This window comes from Avibacterium sp. 20-126 (assembly GCF_044358625.1).
In the GTDB taxonomy this organism is placed as follows: Bacteria; Pseudomonadota; Gammaproteobacteria; order Enterobacterales; family Pasteurellaceae; genus Avibacterium.
In genome coordinates this window covers 810,615-826,920 of sequence record NZ_CP091457.1, presented here as the reverse complement: position 1 = coordinate 826,920, position 16,306 = coordinate 810,615, and the positions used below count along the sequence as shown (strand labels likewise).

Genomic DNA, 16,306 nt, shown 5'->3' with positions numbered 1-16,306 from the left:
GAAAAGATAATGGTTTTTCACGCATTAGGTAAAACAATAACCTAGATTGCTCAGCGATTACAGCCACATAAATCGACCATTTCACGAGAATTGAAGCGCTGTCAGGGCGAATATACGGCACTATCGGCTCAAGAACACTATCAACAATGGGTAGAATGCAAACCCAAGCGAAAGTTAGCCGCCCCGAAATTGTTTGATTTTGTTAAGCAAAAGTTCTTACAAGAGAATTGGTCGCCAGAGTAAATTGCCGCTCGTTTGAAATATGAACAAAGTGCGCTTTCTATTAGCTTTGCCAGTATTTACCGAGGGATTTATACAGGGTGGTTTGATGAGAAAGGGTTATCGCGCGGGGCAAGAGGGGCGATTCGGAAACTCCGTCATAGCGGGAAAAGGCGGGAAAATCCCTATTAGTCATCATTTAACCGAACGACCAAGCGAAGCCGAGGCGCGAAGCCGTTTAGGCGATTGGGAAGCGGATACGGTGTTGGGCGTAACAGGCAAAGCCTGTTTATTGACCTTGACTGATAGAAAAAGCCGTTTTTCCATCGTCAGAAAATTGCCTGCAAAGCAAGCAGAAAGCGTTGCTAAGGCAATGAGTGAAGCCTTGCACAATGAGCCTTTAGAGAGCATTACTCTAGATAGAGGGAAAGAATTTGCAAAACATCAGCAGGTAACGGAAAGACTTCAGGTTGAATTTTACTTTCCATTGCCCCACCAACCTTGGCAAAGAGGAACAAATGAAAACACGAACGGTTTACTAAGGGAGTATTTTCCGAAAGGTCGAGACATTACGCCCTTTTCAGAAGCACAAATACAAACCGTGGTCGATAAATGAAATCACCGACCACGCAAATGTTTAAACTGGAAAACACCTTATGAAGTTTATTTTGATAAAGTGTTACAGTTAGTTTGACAATTTACGAGTAAATTTTCCAACATAAACACCCACATTAATTTAATTCATACAAACTGTGAAAATTATGATATTGCATAATATGAAACCTTTCGGCATTATTAAACGCAAGAAAGACGTTTAGACGTCTATTTGATTAATAATAAAGACAGGAGTTTGATTATGACAACATTTCATCTTTTAGGTTTTCCTCGTGTTGGGGCAAAACGTGAGCTTAAATTTGCCCAAGAGCGTTATTGGCGTGGCGAGATTGCGGAGCAAGATTTATTGGATATCGCCAAAGCGCTACGCGAAATTAACTGGAAACACCAAGCGGCAGCAAAGGCAGATTATGTGGCAGTGGCAGATTTCACCTTTTACGATCATATTTTGGATCTACAAGTGGCAACAGGGGCAATTCCTGCGCGTTTCGGTTTTGATAGCCAACAATTAACGCTTGATCAATATTTCCAACTAGCGCGCGGTAACAAAGAGCAATTCGCCATTGAGATGACAAAATGGTTCGACACTAACTACCACTATTTAGTGCCAGAATTCCACAAAAATACCGAATTTAAAGCCAATCCAGCTCATTATGTACAACAAATTCGTGAAGCAAAAGCCCTTGGTTTAACGGTGAAACCAACCATTGTTGGTCCATTAACGTTCTTACATTTAGGTAAAGAAAAAGGCGACGCATTTGATCGCTTTACACTCTTAAATAAACTCGTGCCTGTTTATGTGGAAATCCTAAATTCCTTAGCCGCAGAAGGCGTGGAATGGATCCAAATTGATGAACCTGCGCTTGCGGTAGATTTACCCGCACAATGGGTAGCTGCTTATCAGGCTGTTTATGCTGAATTAAGCGAAAAAGTAAACGCAAAATTACTTTTAGCCACCTATTTTGGTTCGGTGGCTGAACACGCAAACTTATTGAAATCACTCCCCGTGGACGGTTTACATATTGATTTAGTGCGTGCGCCTGAGCAGCTTGCCGCCTTTAGCGATTATGATAAGGTACTATCCGCTGGCGTAATCGACGGACGCAATGTGTGGCGTGCTAATTTAAATCAAGTATTAGATGTGCTTGAGCCATTAAAAGCACAATTAGGCGAACGTTTATGGATTGCCCCGAGCTGCTCTTTATTGCATAGCCCTTATGATTTATCTGTGGAAGTGCAACTAGAAGAAAACAAACCTGCGCTTTATAGCTGGCTTGCTTTCACGTTACAAAAAGTACAAGAATTATCGGTCATTAAAACCGCACTTGAACAAGGTCGTGCAGCCGTTCAAGCAGAATTAGATGCCAGTCAAGCTGCTGCTGATACGCGAGCCAACAGCACAGAAATTCATCGCCCAGAAGTCGCTGAACGTTTAGCCAATTTGCCAGAAGGGGCGGATCAACGTAAATCGCCATTTGCTGAACGTATTGCCAAACAAAATGCGTGGTTAAATTTACCTTTATTACCAACCACTAATATCGGTTCATTCCCACAGACCAGTGAGATTCGTCAAGCCCGTGCACAATTTAAGAAAGGCACATTAAGCCTTGAAGACTACGAAGCCGCAATGAAAAAAGAAATTGAGCTGGTCGTGCGTGAGCAAGAGCGTCTGGACTTAGATGTGTTGGTACACGGTGAAGCAGAGCGTAACGATATGGTGGAATATTTTGGTGAATTATTAGACGGTTTCGCATTTACCAAATTTGGTTGGGTGCAAAGCTACGGTTCACGTTGCGTTAAGCCACCTATTATTTATGGTGATGTAGTTCGCCCAGTGCCAATGACGGTTCGCTGGTCGCAATATGCCCAAAGTCTCACCAACAAAGTGATGAAAGGAATGCTCACCGGCCCTGTTACCATTTTACAATGGTCTTTCGTACGTAACGATATTCCACGCGCAACAGTGTGTAAACAGATTGGTGTCGCCCTGTCTGACGAAGTGTTAGATTTAGAAAAAGCAGGCATTAAAGTGATCCAAATTGACGAGCCTGCTATCCGTGAAGGTTTACCGCTTAAACGTGCGGATTGGGACGCCTATCTTCAATGGGCAGGCGAGGCATTCCGTTTAAGCTCAATGGGCGTGCAAGATGATACGCAAATTCACACACATATGTGTTATTCCGAATTTAACGATATTTTACCGGCTATCGCCGCACTTGATGCCGACGTGATTACCATTGAAACCTCACGTTCAGATATGGAATTGCTAAACGCTTTCGCCGATTTCAAATATCCAAATGATATTGGCCCGGGTGTGTACGATATTCACAGCCCACGCGTACCAAAAGCAGAAGAAATTGAGCATCTGCTACGTAAAGCGTTGAATGTTGTACCAAAAGAGCGTTTATGGGTGAATCCAGATTGCGGTTTAAAAACTCGTGGTTGGACAGAAACTTTACAACAATTAGAAGTGATGGTTGATGTGACGAAGAAATTACGCGCTGAACTCGCTCAATAAAAAATAGAGAAAAAACCACCGCACTTTAAAAGTGCGGTGGTTTTTTATTGTGGTTTTTCGCACGAAAAAGCATAACGATCTTAGCGTTGCCTTTCTCTAAACCAAATGAACTGTTGCCAATAACATTATCCACACAATTGTCAGTGCAGGCCCCAGTAAACCAATGATTACCCCGCCTAAACGAAATTCAGATTGTTTAATCAACCCCGTACTAAATGCAATGGCATTTGGCGGAGTGGAAACGGGTAAAAATAAAGCGCAAGACGCACTTAACCCGATCACTAAAGGCAAAATCGTTGGGGGCGCACCTTCCCCCCCTACCATTGCAAGTAGTGATACCCCCATCGGAATAAGAATCGTTGTTGCGGCGGTATTACTCATAAAATTCGACAATAACACCGTGATAAAACCAAATAAAATCAGCAATAAGACAAAACTCACTTGAATATGGCTAATTTTCTCAACAAAATGTGTGGCGATTTGCTGTTCTTCAATCGCAAGCCCTAACGCCAATCCACCTGCAACGAGCATTAAGGTATCCCAAGGTAAACGGCGAACATCTTTTGCCTCTAGCACGCCTGTCATTGTTAATCCAACGATGGGAATGCCGGAAGCTGCGGCAACAGGAATGCCTATCCATTTAGAAGTCAGCCAACAAAATAGCGTGATCGCTAAAATAATTAGTACGATCGTTTTATGTAATCTTTCTTGGTTGGTTGTGTCTTCTTCATCTTGGGTTAAAAAATCAAAACGCAAAGGTGCCTGATGTTTTAATTTGTATTTATAAATTAACACCCGCCAGAAAATAAAGAGCAATAAAAATGCTAAAGGCGCGCCGACCATCATCCACTCTAAAAAGGAAATAGGATAACCCAATTTTTCTAATGCTCCCACGGCAATAGCATTCGGTGCAGAGCCGATAATTGTCCCCATTCCCCCCACCGAGGCTGCCGCAGGAATGCCTAATAGTAACGCTTTAGATAAATGCCCCCGTTCAGATAAACGCGAGAATAATGGGCTGATTGTGGCGATCATCATTGCCGTGGTTGCGGTGTTACTCATCACCATTGACATCACCGCGGTAACGAGCATTAGCCCCCACAGCACATAAAGGGGATTTGTGCCAAATTTTGGTAGCACAGCTTTTAACAACATTACATCAAGTTTGGTTTTCTTCATTGCTTCCGCAAGGAAAAATCCGCCTAAAAATAGCCAAATCACACTATCTGACCACGTCTGCAAATATTTCATTGCATCATAGGCCTCACTTTTTCCCATTATCAGTACAAGAAACCCTACAATCAAAATACTGACGGAAAAAGGCGGAATGGCCTCTGTTACCCATAAACTAATGGAAAAAAAGAGTAGAAATAGCACATAATTTTGAATTTTTGTAAAACTTGCATCAGAAGCAAGCAAGGTAAGCAATAAGGCAAAAATAATAGAAAAAAGAAAGCAAAAAAATTTTTTATTATTTAAGGTTTGCATTCCTTGCCAATATTGTTTAATTCCCATATAAAACCTCAAACTGTTTGATTACCGCTTGTTTAATATAAAGAATTTACTTAGAATTTGTTGTGATCCCATTCAAATAAATGACTTCTTTGATTTATTTTTTCCGCTAAATTATTAATGAAAAGTTAAAATTATGACTAACTTTTTTAACTATTTTTAATTTCTTGTTATCGACAATTTTGATTAAGGAGAACAGAATGAAAATAACCAGTCAAGCCATTGAACAAGGCGTATTTTTGGATAAATATGGAAAACGCGGTACACAATTCAGCCCAAATGGAATGCCAACTTACTCGATTCCTTTTGAGATTGAAAATGCACCTGAAGGCACAAAATCCTTCGCTGTGGTGTTAGAAGACAAAGATGCGATTACCGCGAGTGGTTTTGTGTGGATACATTGGCTTATTGCTAATTTAACGCGTACCTCCGTACAAGAAAATGAAAGCCAAAGCGCCACGGATTATGTACAAGGGGCAAACAGTTGGGCAAGTGTGTTAGGCAAATTTGACATCGCAGAAGCCTCGTTCTATGGCGGAATGGCGCCCCCAAATTGCCCCCACCGTTATGAATTAATCGTTTATGCCTTAGATACGGAACTCGATCTTAACGCAGGTTTTAGATTTAATGATTTACACTTTGCTATGCAAAATCACATTCTGGCTCAAGCCAGTGTAATGGGAACTTATGATGTTTAGAGGTAAATCCTAAAAAACAAAAGTGCGGTATTATTTTTTGAGATTTTTAAAATCTTAGAAATTCCACCGCACTTTAAATTTAAGCTAACCTCACTCCCCGTCCAAACCGCCCGAATGGAAATAAAATTTTTAGAAAAGTAATGCCGAGCGAGAGCGAAGCGAACATCAGGCTTACTTTTCGTTAAGAAAATTTTATTGGAATGAGGAAAAAGCGGTTTGATCGGGGTTCCCTTTTCTTTGCTAACTTTCTTTTGGGTAAGCAAAAGAAAGTTAGTCGCTCAAAGATCGAAACCAGTTAGCTATACCAAAGAAAAAAGTAATAAATAAAGTGCGGTGATTTTTCAATAAATTTTAAAAAATCCAAAACTCCCACCGCACTTTAAATTTAAGCCAACCACATTCCCCGTCCAAACCGCCCGAATGGAAATAAAATTTTTAGAAAAGTCACGCCGAGCGAGAGCGAAGCGAACATCAGGCTTACTTTTCGTTAAGAAAATTTTATTGGAATGAGGAAAAAGCGGTTTGATCGGGGTTCCCTTTTCTTTGCTAACTTTCTTTTGGGTAAGCAAAAGAAAGTTAGTTGCTCAAAGAGCGAAAAGAGATAGAAAAAAGTCATTATTTCTATTCTAGCAATTTACCGTTACCCCAATGTATTAATCGCACTCAAAATCCGCTTATCTGAAATAGGATATTTCGTCCCTAATTGTTGAGCAAATAAACTTACTCTTAATTCTTCTATCATATAAGGAATTTCCGCCACTTCTGCTGGGATTGGCTTCGATTTTGGCAGTTTTAGCAAAAGCTGCTGATACGCGTTTTGTACGTTTTCTACTCTTAGCATTGCGGCGCGATCACGATTAGGATCTTGCAGTAATTTATCCATACGTTTATCAATAGCTTGCAAATAACGCAATAAATCGGGTAAACGTTGACAGCCTATTTTCTGTACAAAATTTGGATAAATCAGATGATTAATTTGCGCTTTAATATCTGAAAGTGCAAAAGCTAAGGTGAAATCCATTTTGCCTTTTAAACGTTTATTGATTTCAAAGACCCGTGTCAATATTTCTTCAACTTGTTTGGCAATTTCCACCGTGGTTTCATTTAAATTTGCACGAATATGCTCTTTTAAGCGCTCGAAATCCTGCTCATTCCACACAAAACCGCCAAAATCTTGCACTAATTTATCCACTGCACAAGCAATACAATCGTCAATTAATTCCAGTACTTTACCAAAGGGCGTGAAATAGAGTCCCAATTTTGATTTATTCGGCAGTTTTTCGTGTAAATATTTTATTGGTGATGGAACATTGAGTAATAATAAACGGCGTAACCCCTGTTCCATTGCCACTGCTTGTTCAAATTCTGTTTCAAACAATTTAATTCCCACAGACTCTTTTTCATCCACAATGGCAGGATAGGCTTTGATGGTAAAGCCTTGTTTTTTCTGTTCATAATATTGCGGTAACTGATCGAAATTCCATAAATGAATACCAGTTTGTTCAATACCTTCATCTGCAACTGCTGACAACGTTTCTTGCACTTGCTCTTTTAAATGGACTTTTAATTCATCTAAATTTTTACTTTCAGTAATTTTTTTCCCTTTCTCATTGACGACACGAAACGTCATTGTTAAGTGCGGTGAAATTTGGCTTAAATTCCATTCATCAGGGGCAACATAAACGCCTGTTATTTTACGCAATTCCGCAGAAAGGGTTTCTAACAACGGTTTATCTAAATCATTCACCCGCCCAAGAAAGGCTTCCGCATAATTCGGCGCAGGCACAAAATGGCGGCGTAAGGTTTTTGGCAGGGATTTAATCAGCGCAATAATCAGCTCTTTGCGTAGCCCCGGAATTTGCCAGTCAAAACCTTGCATTTCTACTTGATTCAGCAATGGCAAGGGAATATGCACAGTTACTCCATCGGCTTCCATACCCGGCTCAAATTGATAGCTCAGTTTTAATTTTACGTTACCCTGATGCCAGAAATTCGGAAAATCTAACTCACTGACATTCGCATTGTCATTGGTAAGAAAGGCTTTTTCAAAATTAAGCAATTCTGGATCTTGTTGGCGAGCTTTTTTCCACCAAGTATCAAAATGCTTTTGCGACACCACTTCCGTGCCAATGCGTTGATCATAAAAGTCAAATAATGTGCGTTCATCAACTAAAATATCTCGACGACGGCTTTTATGTTCCAATTCTTCCACTTCGCGGATAAGCTGTTGATTTTGTAAGAAAAAGGCGTGTTTAGTGTGCCAATTTCCTTCAACTAATGCTGATTGAATAAAGATTTCTCGGCTGACAATCGGAGCTATTCGTCCATAATTGACTGGACGACTCGCCACAATTGGCACGCCATAAAGGGTTACTTTTTCATTGGCAATCACTGCCCCTTTAGCTTTTGACCAACGTGGCTCAGCATAAGATTTTTTCACTAAATGTTGAGCTAAAGGCTCAATCCATTCAGGATCAATCTCTGCCACCATTCTCCCCCATAGTTTTGAGGTTTCCACTAATTCTGCGGCAATACACCATTTGGGCTGTTTTTTAAATAGCACAGAATTCGGAAAAATAGCAAAATGGGCATTTCTTGCACCTAAATATTGTTGCTTCTCCGCTTCTTTCATACCAATATGAGAAAGTAAGCCAGCCAACAGTGCGGTGTGAATTTGAGTATATTCTGCTGTTTGCGAATTAATCGGCAAACCTATTTCACGCACGGTTAAACGGATTTGATGATAAATATCCTGCCATTCACGTACACGGATATAGTTCAAATAATCTTTCTGACATAAACGGCGGAATTGATTTTTACTCAGTGCCTTTTGCTGTTCTTGCAAATAATTCCATAAATTTAAGAAAGCCAGAAAATCAGATTTTTTATCCGCAAAACGGCGATGTTTTTCATCAGCTGCTTGTTGTTTTTCTTGCGGGCGCTCTCTAGGATCTTGAATAGAGAGTGCGGCTACAATGATCATTACCTCGTGTAAGGCATTACTATTTACTGCACTGAGCAACATTTTTCCCAAGCGTGGATCAACAGGAAGTTGCGCAAGCTGTCGCCCAATTTGGGTGAGCTGGCGTTTTTCGCCTTGTTTAGTTTTCACCATTTGAAAGGCTTGTAATTCTTCCAATAATTTAATGCCATCTTGAATATGGCGTTTATCGGGAGCATCTACAAAAGGAAATGCGCTAATATCATCTAGCCCGAGTGCCGTCATTTGCAAAATCACCGAGGCTAAATTTGTGCGTAAAATTTCAGGATCAGTAAATTCTGGACGTTGGTTAAAATCCTCCTCTGAATAAAGGCGGATACAAATCCCTTCTGATACACGTCCACAACGTCCTTTACGTTGATTAGCCGAGGCTTGTGAAATAGGTTCTATCGGAAGACGTTGTACCTTTGTACGATAGCTATAACGAGAAATGCGTGCGGTTCCCGGATCAATCACATATTTAATGCCCGGCACGGTCAGTGAAGTTTCAGCGACATTCGTTGCCAATACAATACGATTTAAGCCACTTGGGTGAAAAATTTTATTTTGTTCTTGTGCCGATAAACGCGCAAAGAGCGGTAAGATTTCAGTATGTTTTAGTTGCTGCTTTTCTAATGCGTCAGCGGTATCGCGAATTTCACGTTCACCGTTCAAGAAAATCAAAATATCGCCCCGCCCCTCTGCTTGCAGTTCATCAACCGCATTGAGAATAGCTTGAATTTGATCTTGTTCTTCCGTTTCAATCACAGGACGATAACGCACTTCAACAGGGTAAGTTCGCCCTGAAACTTCAATAATGGGGGCATTATTAAAATGGCGAGAAAAACGTTCTACATCAATGGTTGCTGAGGTGATAATAACTTTTAAATCAGGGCGTTTTGGTAATAGCTGTTTCAGATAGCCAAGAATAAAATCATTGTTCAGACTGCGTTCGTGCGCTTCATCAATAATCAAGGTATCATATTGATTTAAAAAAGGATCACTTTGGATTTCGGCTAATAAGATCCCATCAGTCATCAATTTAATTTGAGTCTCATCGCTAATTTGATCATTAAAGCGCACTTTATATCCCACCAATGAGCCTAATTCACAGTGTAATTCTTCTGCAATACGCGTTGCAACACTGCGAGCAGCAATACGACGGGGCTGGGTATGCCCAATTAGCCCTTTTTTGCCCAAACCTAAGTCAAGACACATTTTAGGTAATTGTGTGGTTTTTCCTGATCCCGTTTCCCCCGCAATAATCACCACTTGATTTTGCTTAATAGCATTTAAAATTTCATCTTTGCGCTGACTGACTGGTAAATTTTGAGGAAATTCTATTTTCCCAACCGCTTCTTGACGTTGCTGTAAACGTGCCTGTGCTTGCTGAATTTGTAGTTGGATTTCTGCCGCCACTTTTTCTTGCGTTTGGGCATTTTTGATTTGATGTAACCCTTTAATTCGCCCTTTCAAACGGCGATAATCCACGTTCATTATCGCGCTTAATTGAGTGAATAAGGCTTTTTGTACTGGGTTAAATGGTTGTTTGTGTTTTGTATTTTTCATTAGTTTTATATCTGAGATCACGCTAGCTTTTATCAAGCGTAAAATAATCAATAGCGTGAATGATTTTCAAGGTTTTCTTGTTATGTATTTGTGGGCAAGTTTACTAAAAACAATCAAAAAATAAATAAAATTTGCACCGCACTTTGTTTTTGATTTTATACGGACGGACACATAGGTCCGTCCCTACCGCTTGCCTTTTAGTAAGATAAAAATAGCTGAAATTTCACCGTACTTTAATCGGATAAAAAATCTTGATAAATCATTCTTATGCTTATTTTGGCAAAATGAGCTTATAAGAAAAAGGACGCTAGATAGCGTCCCTTAACAATCAGTCTTTAAAAATTAAAGCACAGATTTTGCTTTTTCAACTAATGCTGCAAATGCAACTTTGTCGAATACTGCAATATCAGCAAGGATCTTACGATCGATTTCAACAGAAGCTTTTTTCAAGCCGTTGATAAATTTGCTGTAAGATAAGCCATTTTGACGAGCCGCAGCATTAATACGTGCAATCCATAATTGACGGAATTGACGTTTACGCTGACGACGGTCGCGATAAGCATATTGACCTGCTTTAATTACAGCTTGGAACGCAACGCGATAAACACGTGAACGCGCACCATAATAACCTTTAGCTGCCTTAAGAATTTTCTTATGGCGAGCTCTTGCAATAACACCACGTTTTACACGAGCCATTATTTAATCTCCTATACAATATTATTAACTAAAATTCACTTGACGTACGCTTTACTTGTTTACGCTTATGCGTATGGCAAGCAGGCTACAACTAAAACTTGGTCTGCTTTCGCAACCATTGATTTATGACGTAGATGACGTTTACGTTTAGTGGTTTTCTTAGTCAAAATATGACGTAAGTGAGATTGTTTACGTTTGAAACCGCCAGAAGCTGTTTTTTTGAAACGCTTCGCAGCACCACGTACTGTTTTAATTTTAGGCATTGTTTAAATAACTCCGCATTGTTTAAGTTAAATTTAATGATCAGGCGAATAAAAATTTTATTACTTGTAAAGCACTCATCATTTCGATTTAGTTAGCCGAGGGCTATCCTACATAAGGAAATCAGGTTGCGTAGTTTACCTGATTATCACTTTGTTTTTCCGCAAAGAAAAACGGATGAATTCTATAAGATCCATCCGTTTTAGGCAAGAAATAAAATTATTTTTTCTTCGGTGCAATTACCATTACAGCTTGGCGACCTTCTAGTTTCCCCGGAGCTGACTCAATCATTGCAATTTCTGAGGTATCTTGTTTAACACGCTCTAGCACATTTAATCCAATATCTTGGTGAGCCATTTCACGACCGCGGAAACGCACTGTAATTTTTACTTTATCACCATCTTCTAAGAAACGTAAGATACTGCGTAATTTAACTTGGTAATCCCCTTCATCAGTACCCGGACGGAATTTAATTTCCTTCACTTGTACAACTTTTTGCTTTTTCTTCTGCTCTTTCGCTGCTTTACCTTTTTCATAAAGGAATTTACCGTAATTCATAATACGGCAAACGGGTGGCTCAGCATTTGGGCTGATTTCCACGAGATCGAGATTTACTTCTTCCGCTTTATTTAAAGCCTCTTGCAGACTGACAATTCCTGCTTGCTCACCATCTTGGTCAATCAAGCGAACTTCCTTCGCCCGAATTTCTTCATTAATGCGATTTGGGCGATTTGTTGTTGGTGCTTTTTTTACGGTTTTAATAATCTTATTCCTCTATATAATTAAAACAATTTTCTGCAATGCAGAAGAACGAAATTTCACTTGCTTTATCTAAAGCAAAAACGGGCAAATTCTATAGTATTTACAGTTATTATGCAATAGTTCATTTCAAACACAATCGTGATCGTTATCACAAAAAATACAAAAAAACGACCGCACTTGATAAAATGCGATCGTTTTTAATTTAAAGGCTGGTTTAGTTCAAATAATCCTGTTTTAATTCACTATCTCAGCGAATTTAACAAGCTATTTACCTAAATTATCAAAGAATTTTTTTACACCATCTAAGAAACTAGATGATTTTGGGCGGTGTTTTTTTCCACCTTCCAGACTTGCTTCTAATTTTCTTAATAGTTCTTTTTGTTCTTCATTCAATTTAACAGGGGTTTCTACAATAACTTTGCAAATTAAATCGCCCGTATAACCATTGCGTGGCGAAGCAATTCCCTTACCACGCAAGCGTAATAATTTGCCAGTTTGTGTCTCAGCAGGAATTTTTACTTTTAAGCGTCCATCTAATGTTGGTACGTCAATTTCTCCACCTAAGGCCGCCATTGTAAAACTGATTGGCACTTCACAGTATAAATTATTACCATCACGTTCAAAAATATGGTGTGGTTTAACGTGGATAACCACATATAAATCCCCCGCTGGTGCGCCAAATTCGCCTGCTGCGCCTTCACCGGCTAAACGTAATTGATTTCCTGTATCTACGCCTGCTGGAATATTCACTGACAGGTTCTTCTGTTTCTGAACACGTCCTTCACCGTGGCATTTTTTACAAGGTTTTTCAATTTTCTTTCCTGTACCATGACAGGTTGGGCATACTTGTTCCGTTACGAAAAATCCTTGTTGGCGTCTTACGCGTCCAGCACCGTGGCAAGTTGGACAGGTTTCCACTTTAGAATCTTTTTCTGCCCCTGTACCGTGACAGTGATCACATTCTGCAAGTGTGTTGATACGAATATCTTTCTTCGTTCCTTTTACTGCTTCTTCTAGGCTAATTTCAATGTCATAGCGTAAATCTTCACCACGTACAACACGCTGCTGACGACCACGTCCGCCACCGAAAATATCGCCGAACATATCGCCAAAAATATCACTGAAATCAGCACCGCTAAAGCCTCCGAAACCACCGCCAGCACCGCCAAATCCACCTTGTTCAAAGGCTTGATGTCCGTATTGATCATAAGCGGCACGTTTTTCTTGATCACCTAAAATTTCATAGGCTTCTTGCACTTCTTTAAATTTTTCTGCAGCGTCTTTATCCCCTTGATTGCGATCGGGGTGTAATTTCATTGCAAGGCGTTTGTAGGCTTTTTTAATCGCTTTTTCATCAGCACCACGCTCAACGCCAAGTACTTCATAATAATCTCGTTTTGCCATTTTTATCCTATTTTTTATACGCTAAAAGGGCATATCGCTATGCCCTTTGGATTATTGTTGAATGTGAATTATTTATTATCTTTCACTTCTTCAAATTCAGCATCTACCACATCATCATTGCTGTTTTGCTGTGGCTGTTCACCAGCTTGTGCTTGTTGTGCTGTCGCTTGCATTAATTTTTGTGAAGCTTGTACAAGTGCTTGAATTTTCGCTTCAATGTCCGCTTTGTCTTCACCTTTCGCTGCCGTTTCAAGTTCGTTCACAGCGTTTTCAATTTGGGCTTTATCATCGGCAGATAATTGATCGCCAACTTCGCCTAATTGTTTGCGTGTGCTATGAACTAGGTGATCAGCTTGGTTACGAGCTTGCACTAACTCTTCAAATTTACGGTCAGCATCTGCATTTGCTTCTGCATCACGAACCATTTGTTGAATTTCATCTTCACTTAAACCAGATGAAGCCTTAATGGTAATTTGCTGTTCTTTACCTGTACCTTTATCTTTTGCTGAAACGTGGATAATACCATCCGCATCAATATCAAAGGTTACTTCAATTTGTGGCATACCACGTGGTGCTGGGTTAATGCCTTCAAGGTTAAATTGACCTAATGATTTGTTTGCAGAAGCTTGTTTACGTTCACCTTGTAACACGTGAATGGTTACTGCACTTTGGTTATCTTCTGCGGTTGAGAACACTTGTGATTTCTTCGTTGGAATCGTTGTGTTTTTCTCAATTAGGGTCGTCATTACACCACCCATTGTTTCGATACCGAGTGAAAGAGGGGTTACGTCTAATAACAAGACATCTTTCACATCACCCGCTAATACACCACCTTGCACCGCCGCACCAATAGCTACTGCTTCATCAGGATTGACATCTTTACGAGGTTCTTTGCCAAAGAACTCTGCCACTTTTTGTTGTACTAATGGCATACGTGTTTGACCACCTACTAAGATGACATCATCAACCTCTGATACGCTTAATCCAGCATCTTTAAGCGCCACTTTTACGGGTTCTAATGAACGCGCCACTAAATCTTCAACTAATGCTTCTAATTTTGCACGCGTCAATTTAATATTTAAGTGTTTAGGACCTGTTGCATCTGCTGTGATGTAAGGTAAGTTCACATCAGTTTGTTGTGCAGAAGAAAGCTCAATTTTTGCTTTTTCAGCTGCTTCTTTCAAACGTTGCATTGCAAGTGGGTCGTTGCGTAAATCAACACCTTGCTCTTTCTTAAATTCATCCACTAAGTAATTAATAACACGATTATCGAAGTCTTCACCACCTAAGTGAGTATCACCATTGGTTGCTAATACTTCAAAGGTTTTTTCTCCATCAACTTCATCAATTTCGATAATAGATAAGTCGAATGTACCGCCCCCTAAGTCATACACCGCAATCGTGTGGTTACCTTTACCTTTATCTAAACCGTAAGCTAATGCGGCTGCTGTTGGTTCATTAATAATACGTTTTACATCTAAACCTGCAATACGACCCGCATCTTTGGTTGCTTGGCGTTGTGCATCGTTAAAGTAAGCAGGTACAGTAATTACCGCTTCTGTTACTGGCTCACCTAAGAAATCCTCTGCGGTTTTCTTCATTTTTTTCAATACTTCAGCAGAAATTTGCGGTGGTGCCATTTTTTCATCTTTTACTTCCACCCACGCATCACCATTATCCGCTTTCACAATGCTGAATGGCATAATGCTTACATCACGTTGTACTTCTTGATCTTCAAAACGACGACCAATTAAACGTTTAATTGCAAATAATGTATTTTTTGGATTTGTTACTGCTTGACGTTTTGCTGGTTGACCTACTAATGTTTCACCATCATTTGTATACGCAATAATTGACGGGGTTGTGCGATCACCTTCTGCATTTTCAATGACACGAGGTTTATCCCCTTCCATTACTGCCACACAAGAGTTTGTCGTACCTAAGTCAATACCAATAATTTTTCCCATAATATGTTTTCTCCTAATAAAATTCGATTAAATTCGTTTACGCTTGATTAAATTGGGCTTACTTTGATGATTTCAAGTGGCACATTTTAATTTTTTTGCATTTTTCTCTTCACAACCAAATTAAAGTGCGGTGAAAATTTTTGATCTTTTCAGTCCAATGTTCTGATGGCTAATAAATTTTGGCAAGAAAATAAATTTCAAGGGGGGAGGTGGAAATTTTTTTGCTCTATTGACCTGTTAGCTTTGCAAGGAACAAATAAACGTGATTTTGACCACACTTCCGTTTTAGCAATACGAAAGTGCGGTCTGTTTTTTAACCCTTTTCTCTCTTAAATAAAGAAAGCAAAAATAAGAAAGTGGCACTAATGACCACTGAAGGACCTGCGGCGGTGTTGTAGAAAGCGGAGAGCATTAAGCCAAAAGAAACGGCGAGAATGCTAATAAATACACCAATGGCGACCATTGCCTCTGGGGTGCGAGCAAAACGGCGTGCGGTGGCGGCTGGAATAATCAAAAGTGAAGTAATGATTAAAGCACCAACAAATTTCATACTTAACGCAATAGTTAAGGCGGTGAGAATCATCAAGACAAAACGCATTTTACGAATGTTAATACCTTCAACTTGGGCAAGTTCTGGGCTAACGGTGGTGGAAAGTAACGGTTTCCAGTAATAGCATAAACAGCTAACGACCACGAGTACCCCGATAGCGATAAGGTAAAGATCTTCATAGCTAATGGCGAGGAGATCTCCGAATAGGTAATTCATTAAATCCACTCTAACATTTTGTAGCAGCCCCACTGTGACGACGCCTAGAGAAAGGCAACTATGTGCAATGATCCCAAGCAAGGTATCGACCGAGAATTGAGTTCGGCTTTCTAACCATACCATTCCGATGGCTAAAATTAACGTGATAATTAAAATGGCTAAATAAGGGTCAAGATGTAAAAATATACCAATTGCCACACCAAGCAAGGCAGAATGAGAAAGCGTATCGCCAAAATAAGCCATTCTGCGCCATACAACAAATGCCCCTAATGGTGCGGTAATAAAAGATAACAAAATACCTGTTAGCCAAGCTGGAAGTAAAATTTCAAGCATTGATGT

The 16,306-nt window shown here is 39.8% G+C and carries 10 protein-coding genes and 1 pseudogene; 3 read left to right on the top strand and 8 right to left on the bottom strand.

Annotated features, from left to right (window positions below; genetic code table 11):
* The first annotated feature begins 45 nt into the window (after positions 1-45).
* Positions 46-913: pseudogene (locus tag L4F91_RS03865) on the top strand (IS30 family transposase).
* 162 nt (positions 914-1,075) lie between these two features.
* Positions 1,076-3,352, top strand: a complete 2,277-nt coding sequence (gene metE / locus L4F91_RS03860; RefSeq protein WP_395897390.1) for a 5-methyltetrahydropteroyltriglutamate--homocysteine S-methyltransferase — start codon at positions 1,076-1,078, stop codon at positions 3,350-3,352.
* A 96-nt stretch (positions 3,353-3,448) separates the two neighbouring features.
* On the opposite strand, the gene L4F91_RS03855 is transcribed toward metE, so the two are convergent.
* Positions 3,449-4,867, bottom strand: a complete 1,419-nt coding sequence (locus tag L4F91_RS03855; RefSeq protein ID WP_395897388.1) for an SLC13 family permease — start codon at positions 4,865-4,867, stop codon at positions 3,449-3,451.
* 197 nt (positions 4,868-5,064) lie between these two features.
* On the opposite strand from L4F91_RS03855, the gene L4F91_RS03850 reads away from it, so the two are divergent.
* Complete coding sequence (locus L4F91_RS03850) at positions 5,065-5,562, top strand: YbhB/YbcL family Raf kinase inhibitor-like protein (protein ID WP_250350532.1); 498 nt, start codon at positions 5,065-5,067, stop codon at positions 5,560-5,562.
* A gap of 640 nt (positions 5,563-6,202) precedes the next feature.
* On the opposite strand, the gene hrpA is transcribed toward L4F91_RS03850, so the two are convergent.
* The 7 genes from hrpA to znuB all read right to left on the bottom strand — a co-directional run bounded on the left by hrpA (position 6,203) and on the right by znuB (position 16,300).
* Positions 6,203-10,111: an ATP-dependent RNA helicase HrpA gene (hrpA, locus tag L4F91_RS03845; protein ID WP_395897386.1), complete on the bottom strand. Its 3,909-nt coding sequence runs from the start codon at positions 10,109-10,111 to the stop codon at positions 6,203-6,205.
* 342 nt (positions 10,112-10,453) lie between these two features.
* A complete protein-coding gene (gene rplT / locus L4F91_RS03840) occupies positions 10,454-10,807 on the bottom strand; it encodes a 50S ribosomal protein L20 (RefSeq protein ID WP_395897384.1) in 354 nt (117 codons plus the stop codon).
* Positions 10,808-10,872: 65 nt separating this feature from the next.
* Entirely contained in the window at positions 10,873-11,070 is a 198-nt protein-coding gene (rpmI, locus tag L4F91_RS03835) for a 50S ribosomal protein L35 (protein ID WP_005596065.1), read from the bottom strand.
* Between the two features lie 217 nt (positions 11,071-11,287).
* Entirely contained in the window at positions 11,288-11,830 is a 543-nt protein-coding gene (gene infC / locus L4F91_RS03830) for a translation initiation factor IF-3 (RefSeq protein ID WP_081637549.1), read from the bottom strand.
* Positions 11,831-12,094: 264 nt separating this feature from the next.
* Entirely contained in the window at positions 12,095-13,234 is a 1,140-nt protein-coding gene (dnaJ, locus tag L4F91_RS03825) for a molecular chaperone DnaJ (protein WP_103853100.1), read from the bottom strand.
* Between the two features lie 68 nt (positions 13,235-13,302).
* On the bottom strand, positions 13,303-15,201 hold the full coding sequence (gene dnaK / locus L4F91_RS03820) for a molecular chaperone DnaK (protein WP_250350535.1): 1,899 nt from the start codon (positions 15,199-15,201) through the stop codon (positions 13,303-13,305).
* Positions 15,202-15,514: 313 nt separating this feature from the next.
* Complete coding sequence (gene znuB, locus L4F91_RS03815; RefSeq protein ID WP_395897364.1) at positions 15,515-16,300, bottom strand: zinc ABC transporter permease subunit ZnuB; 786 nt, start codon at positions 16,298-16,300, stop codon at positions 15,515-15,517.
* Between the last annotated feature and the right edge of the window lie 6 nt (positions 16,301-16,306).

Excerpts from the sequence above, each read along its gene's own strand:
- metE (WP_395897390.1), top strand. The coding sequence starts at position 1,076 with ATGACAACATTTCATCTTTTAGGTTTTCCTCGTGTTGGGGCAAAACGT.
- L4F91_RS03855 (WP_395897388.1), bottom strand. The coding sequence starts at position 4,867 with ATGGGAATTAAACAATATTGGCAAGGAATGCAAACCTTAAATAATAAA.
- L4F91_RS03850 (WP_250350532.1), top strand. The coding sequence starts at position 5,065 with ATGAAAATAACCAGTCAAGCCATTGAACAAGGCGTATTTTTGGATAAA.
- hrpA (WP_395897386.1), bottom strand. The coding sequence starts at position 10,111 with ATGAAAAATACAAAACACAAACAACCATTTAACCCAGTACAAAAAGCC.
- rplT (WP_395897384.1), bottom strand. The coding sequence starts at position 10,807 with ATGGCTCGTGTAAAACGTGGTGTTATTGCAAGAGCTCGCCATAAGAAA.
- rpmI (WP_005596065.1), bottom strand. The coding sequence starts at position 11,070 with ATGCCTAAAATTAAAACAGTACGTGGTGCTGCGAAGCGTTTCAAAAAA.
- dnaJ (WP_103853100.1), bottom strand. The coding sequence starts at position 13,234 with ATGGCAAAACGAGATTATTATGAAGTACTTGGCGTTGAGCGTGGTGCT.
- dnaK (WP_250350535.1), bottom strand. The coding sequence starts at position 15,201 with ATGGGAAAAATTATTGGTATTGACTTAGGTACGACAAACTCTTGTGTG.
- znuB (WP_395897364.1), bottom strand. The coding sequence starts at position 16,300 with ATGCTTGAAATTTTACTTCCAGCTTGGCTAACAGGTATTTTGTTATCT.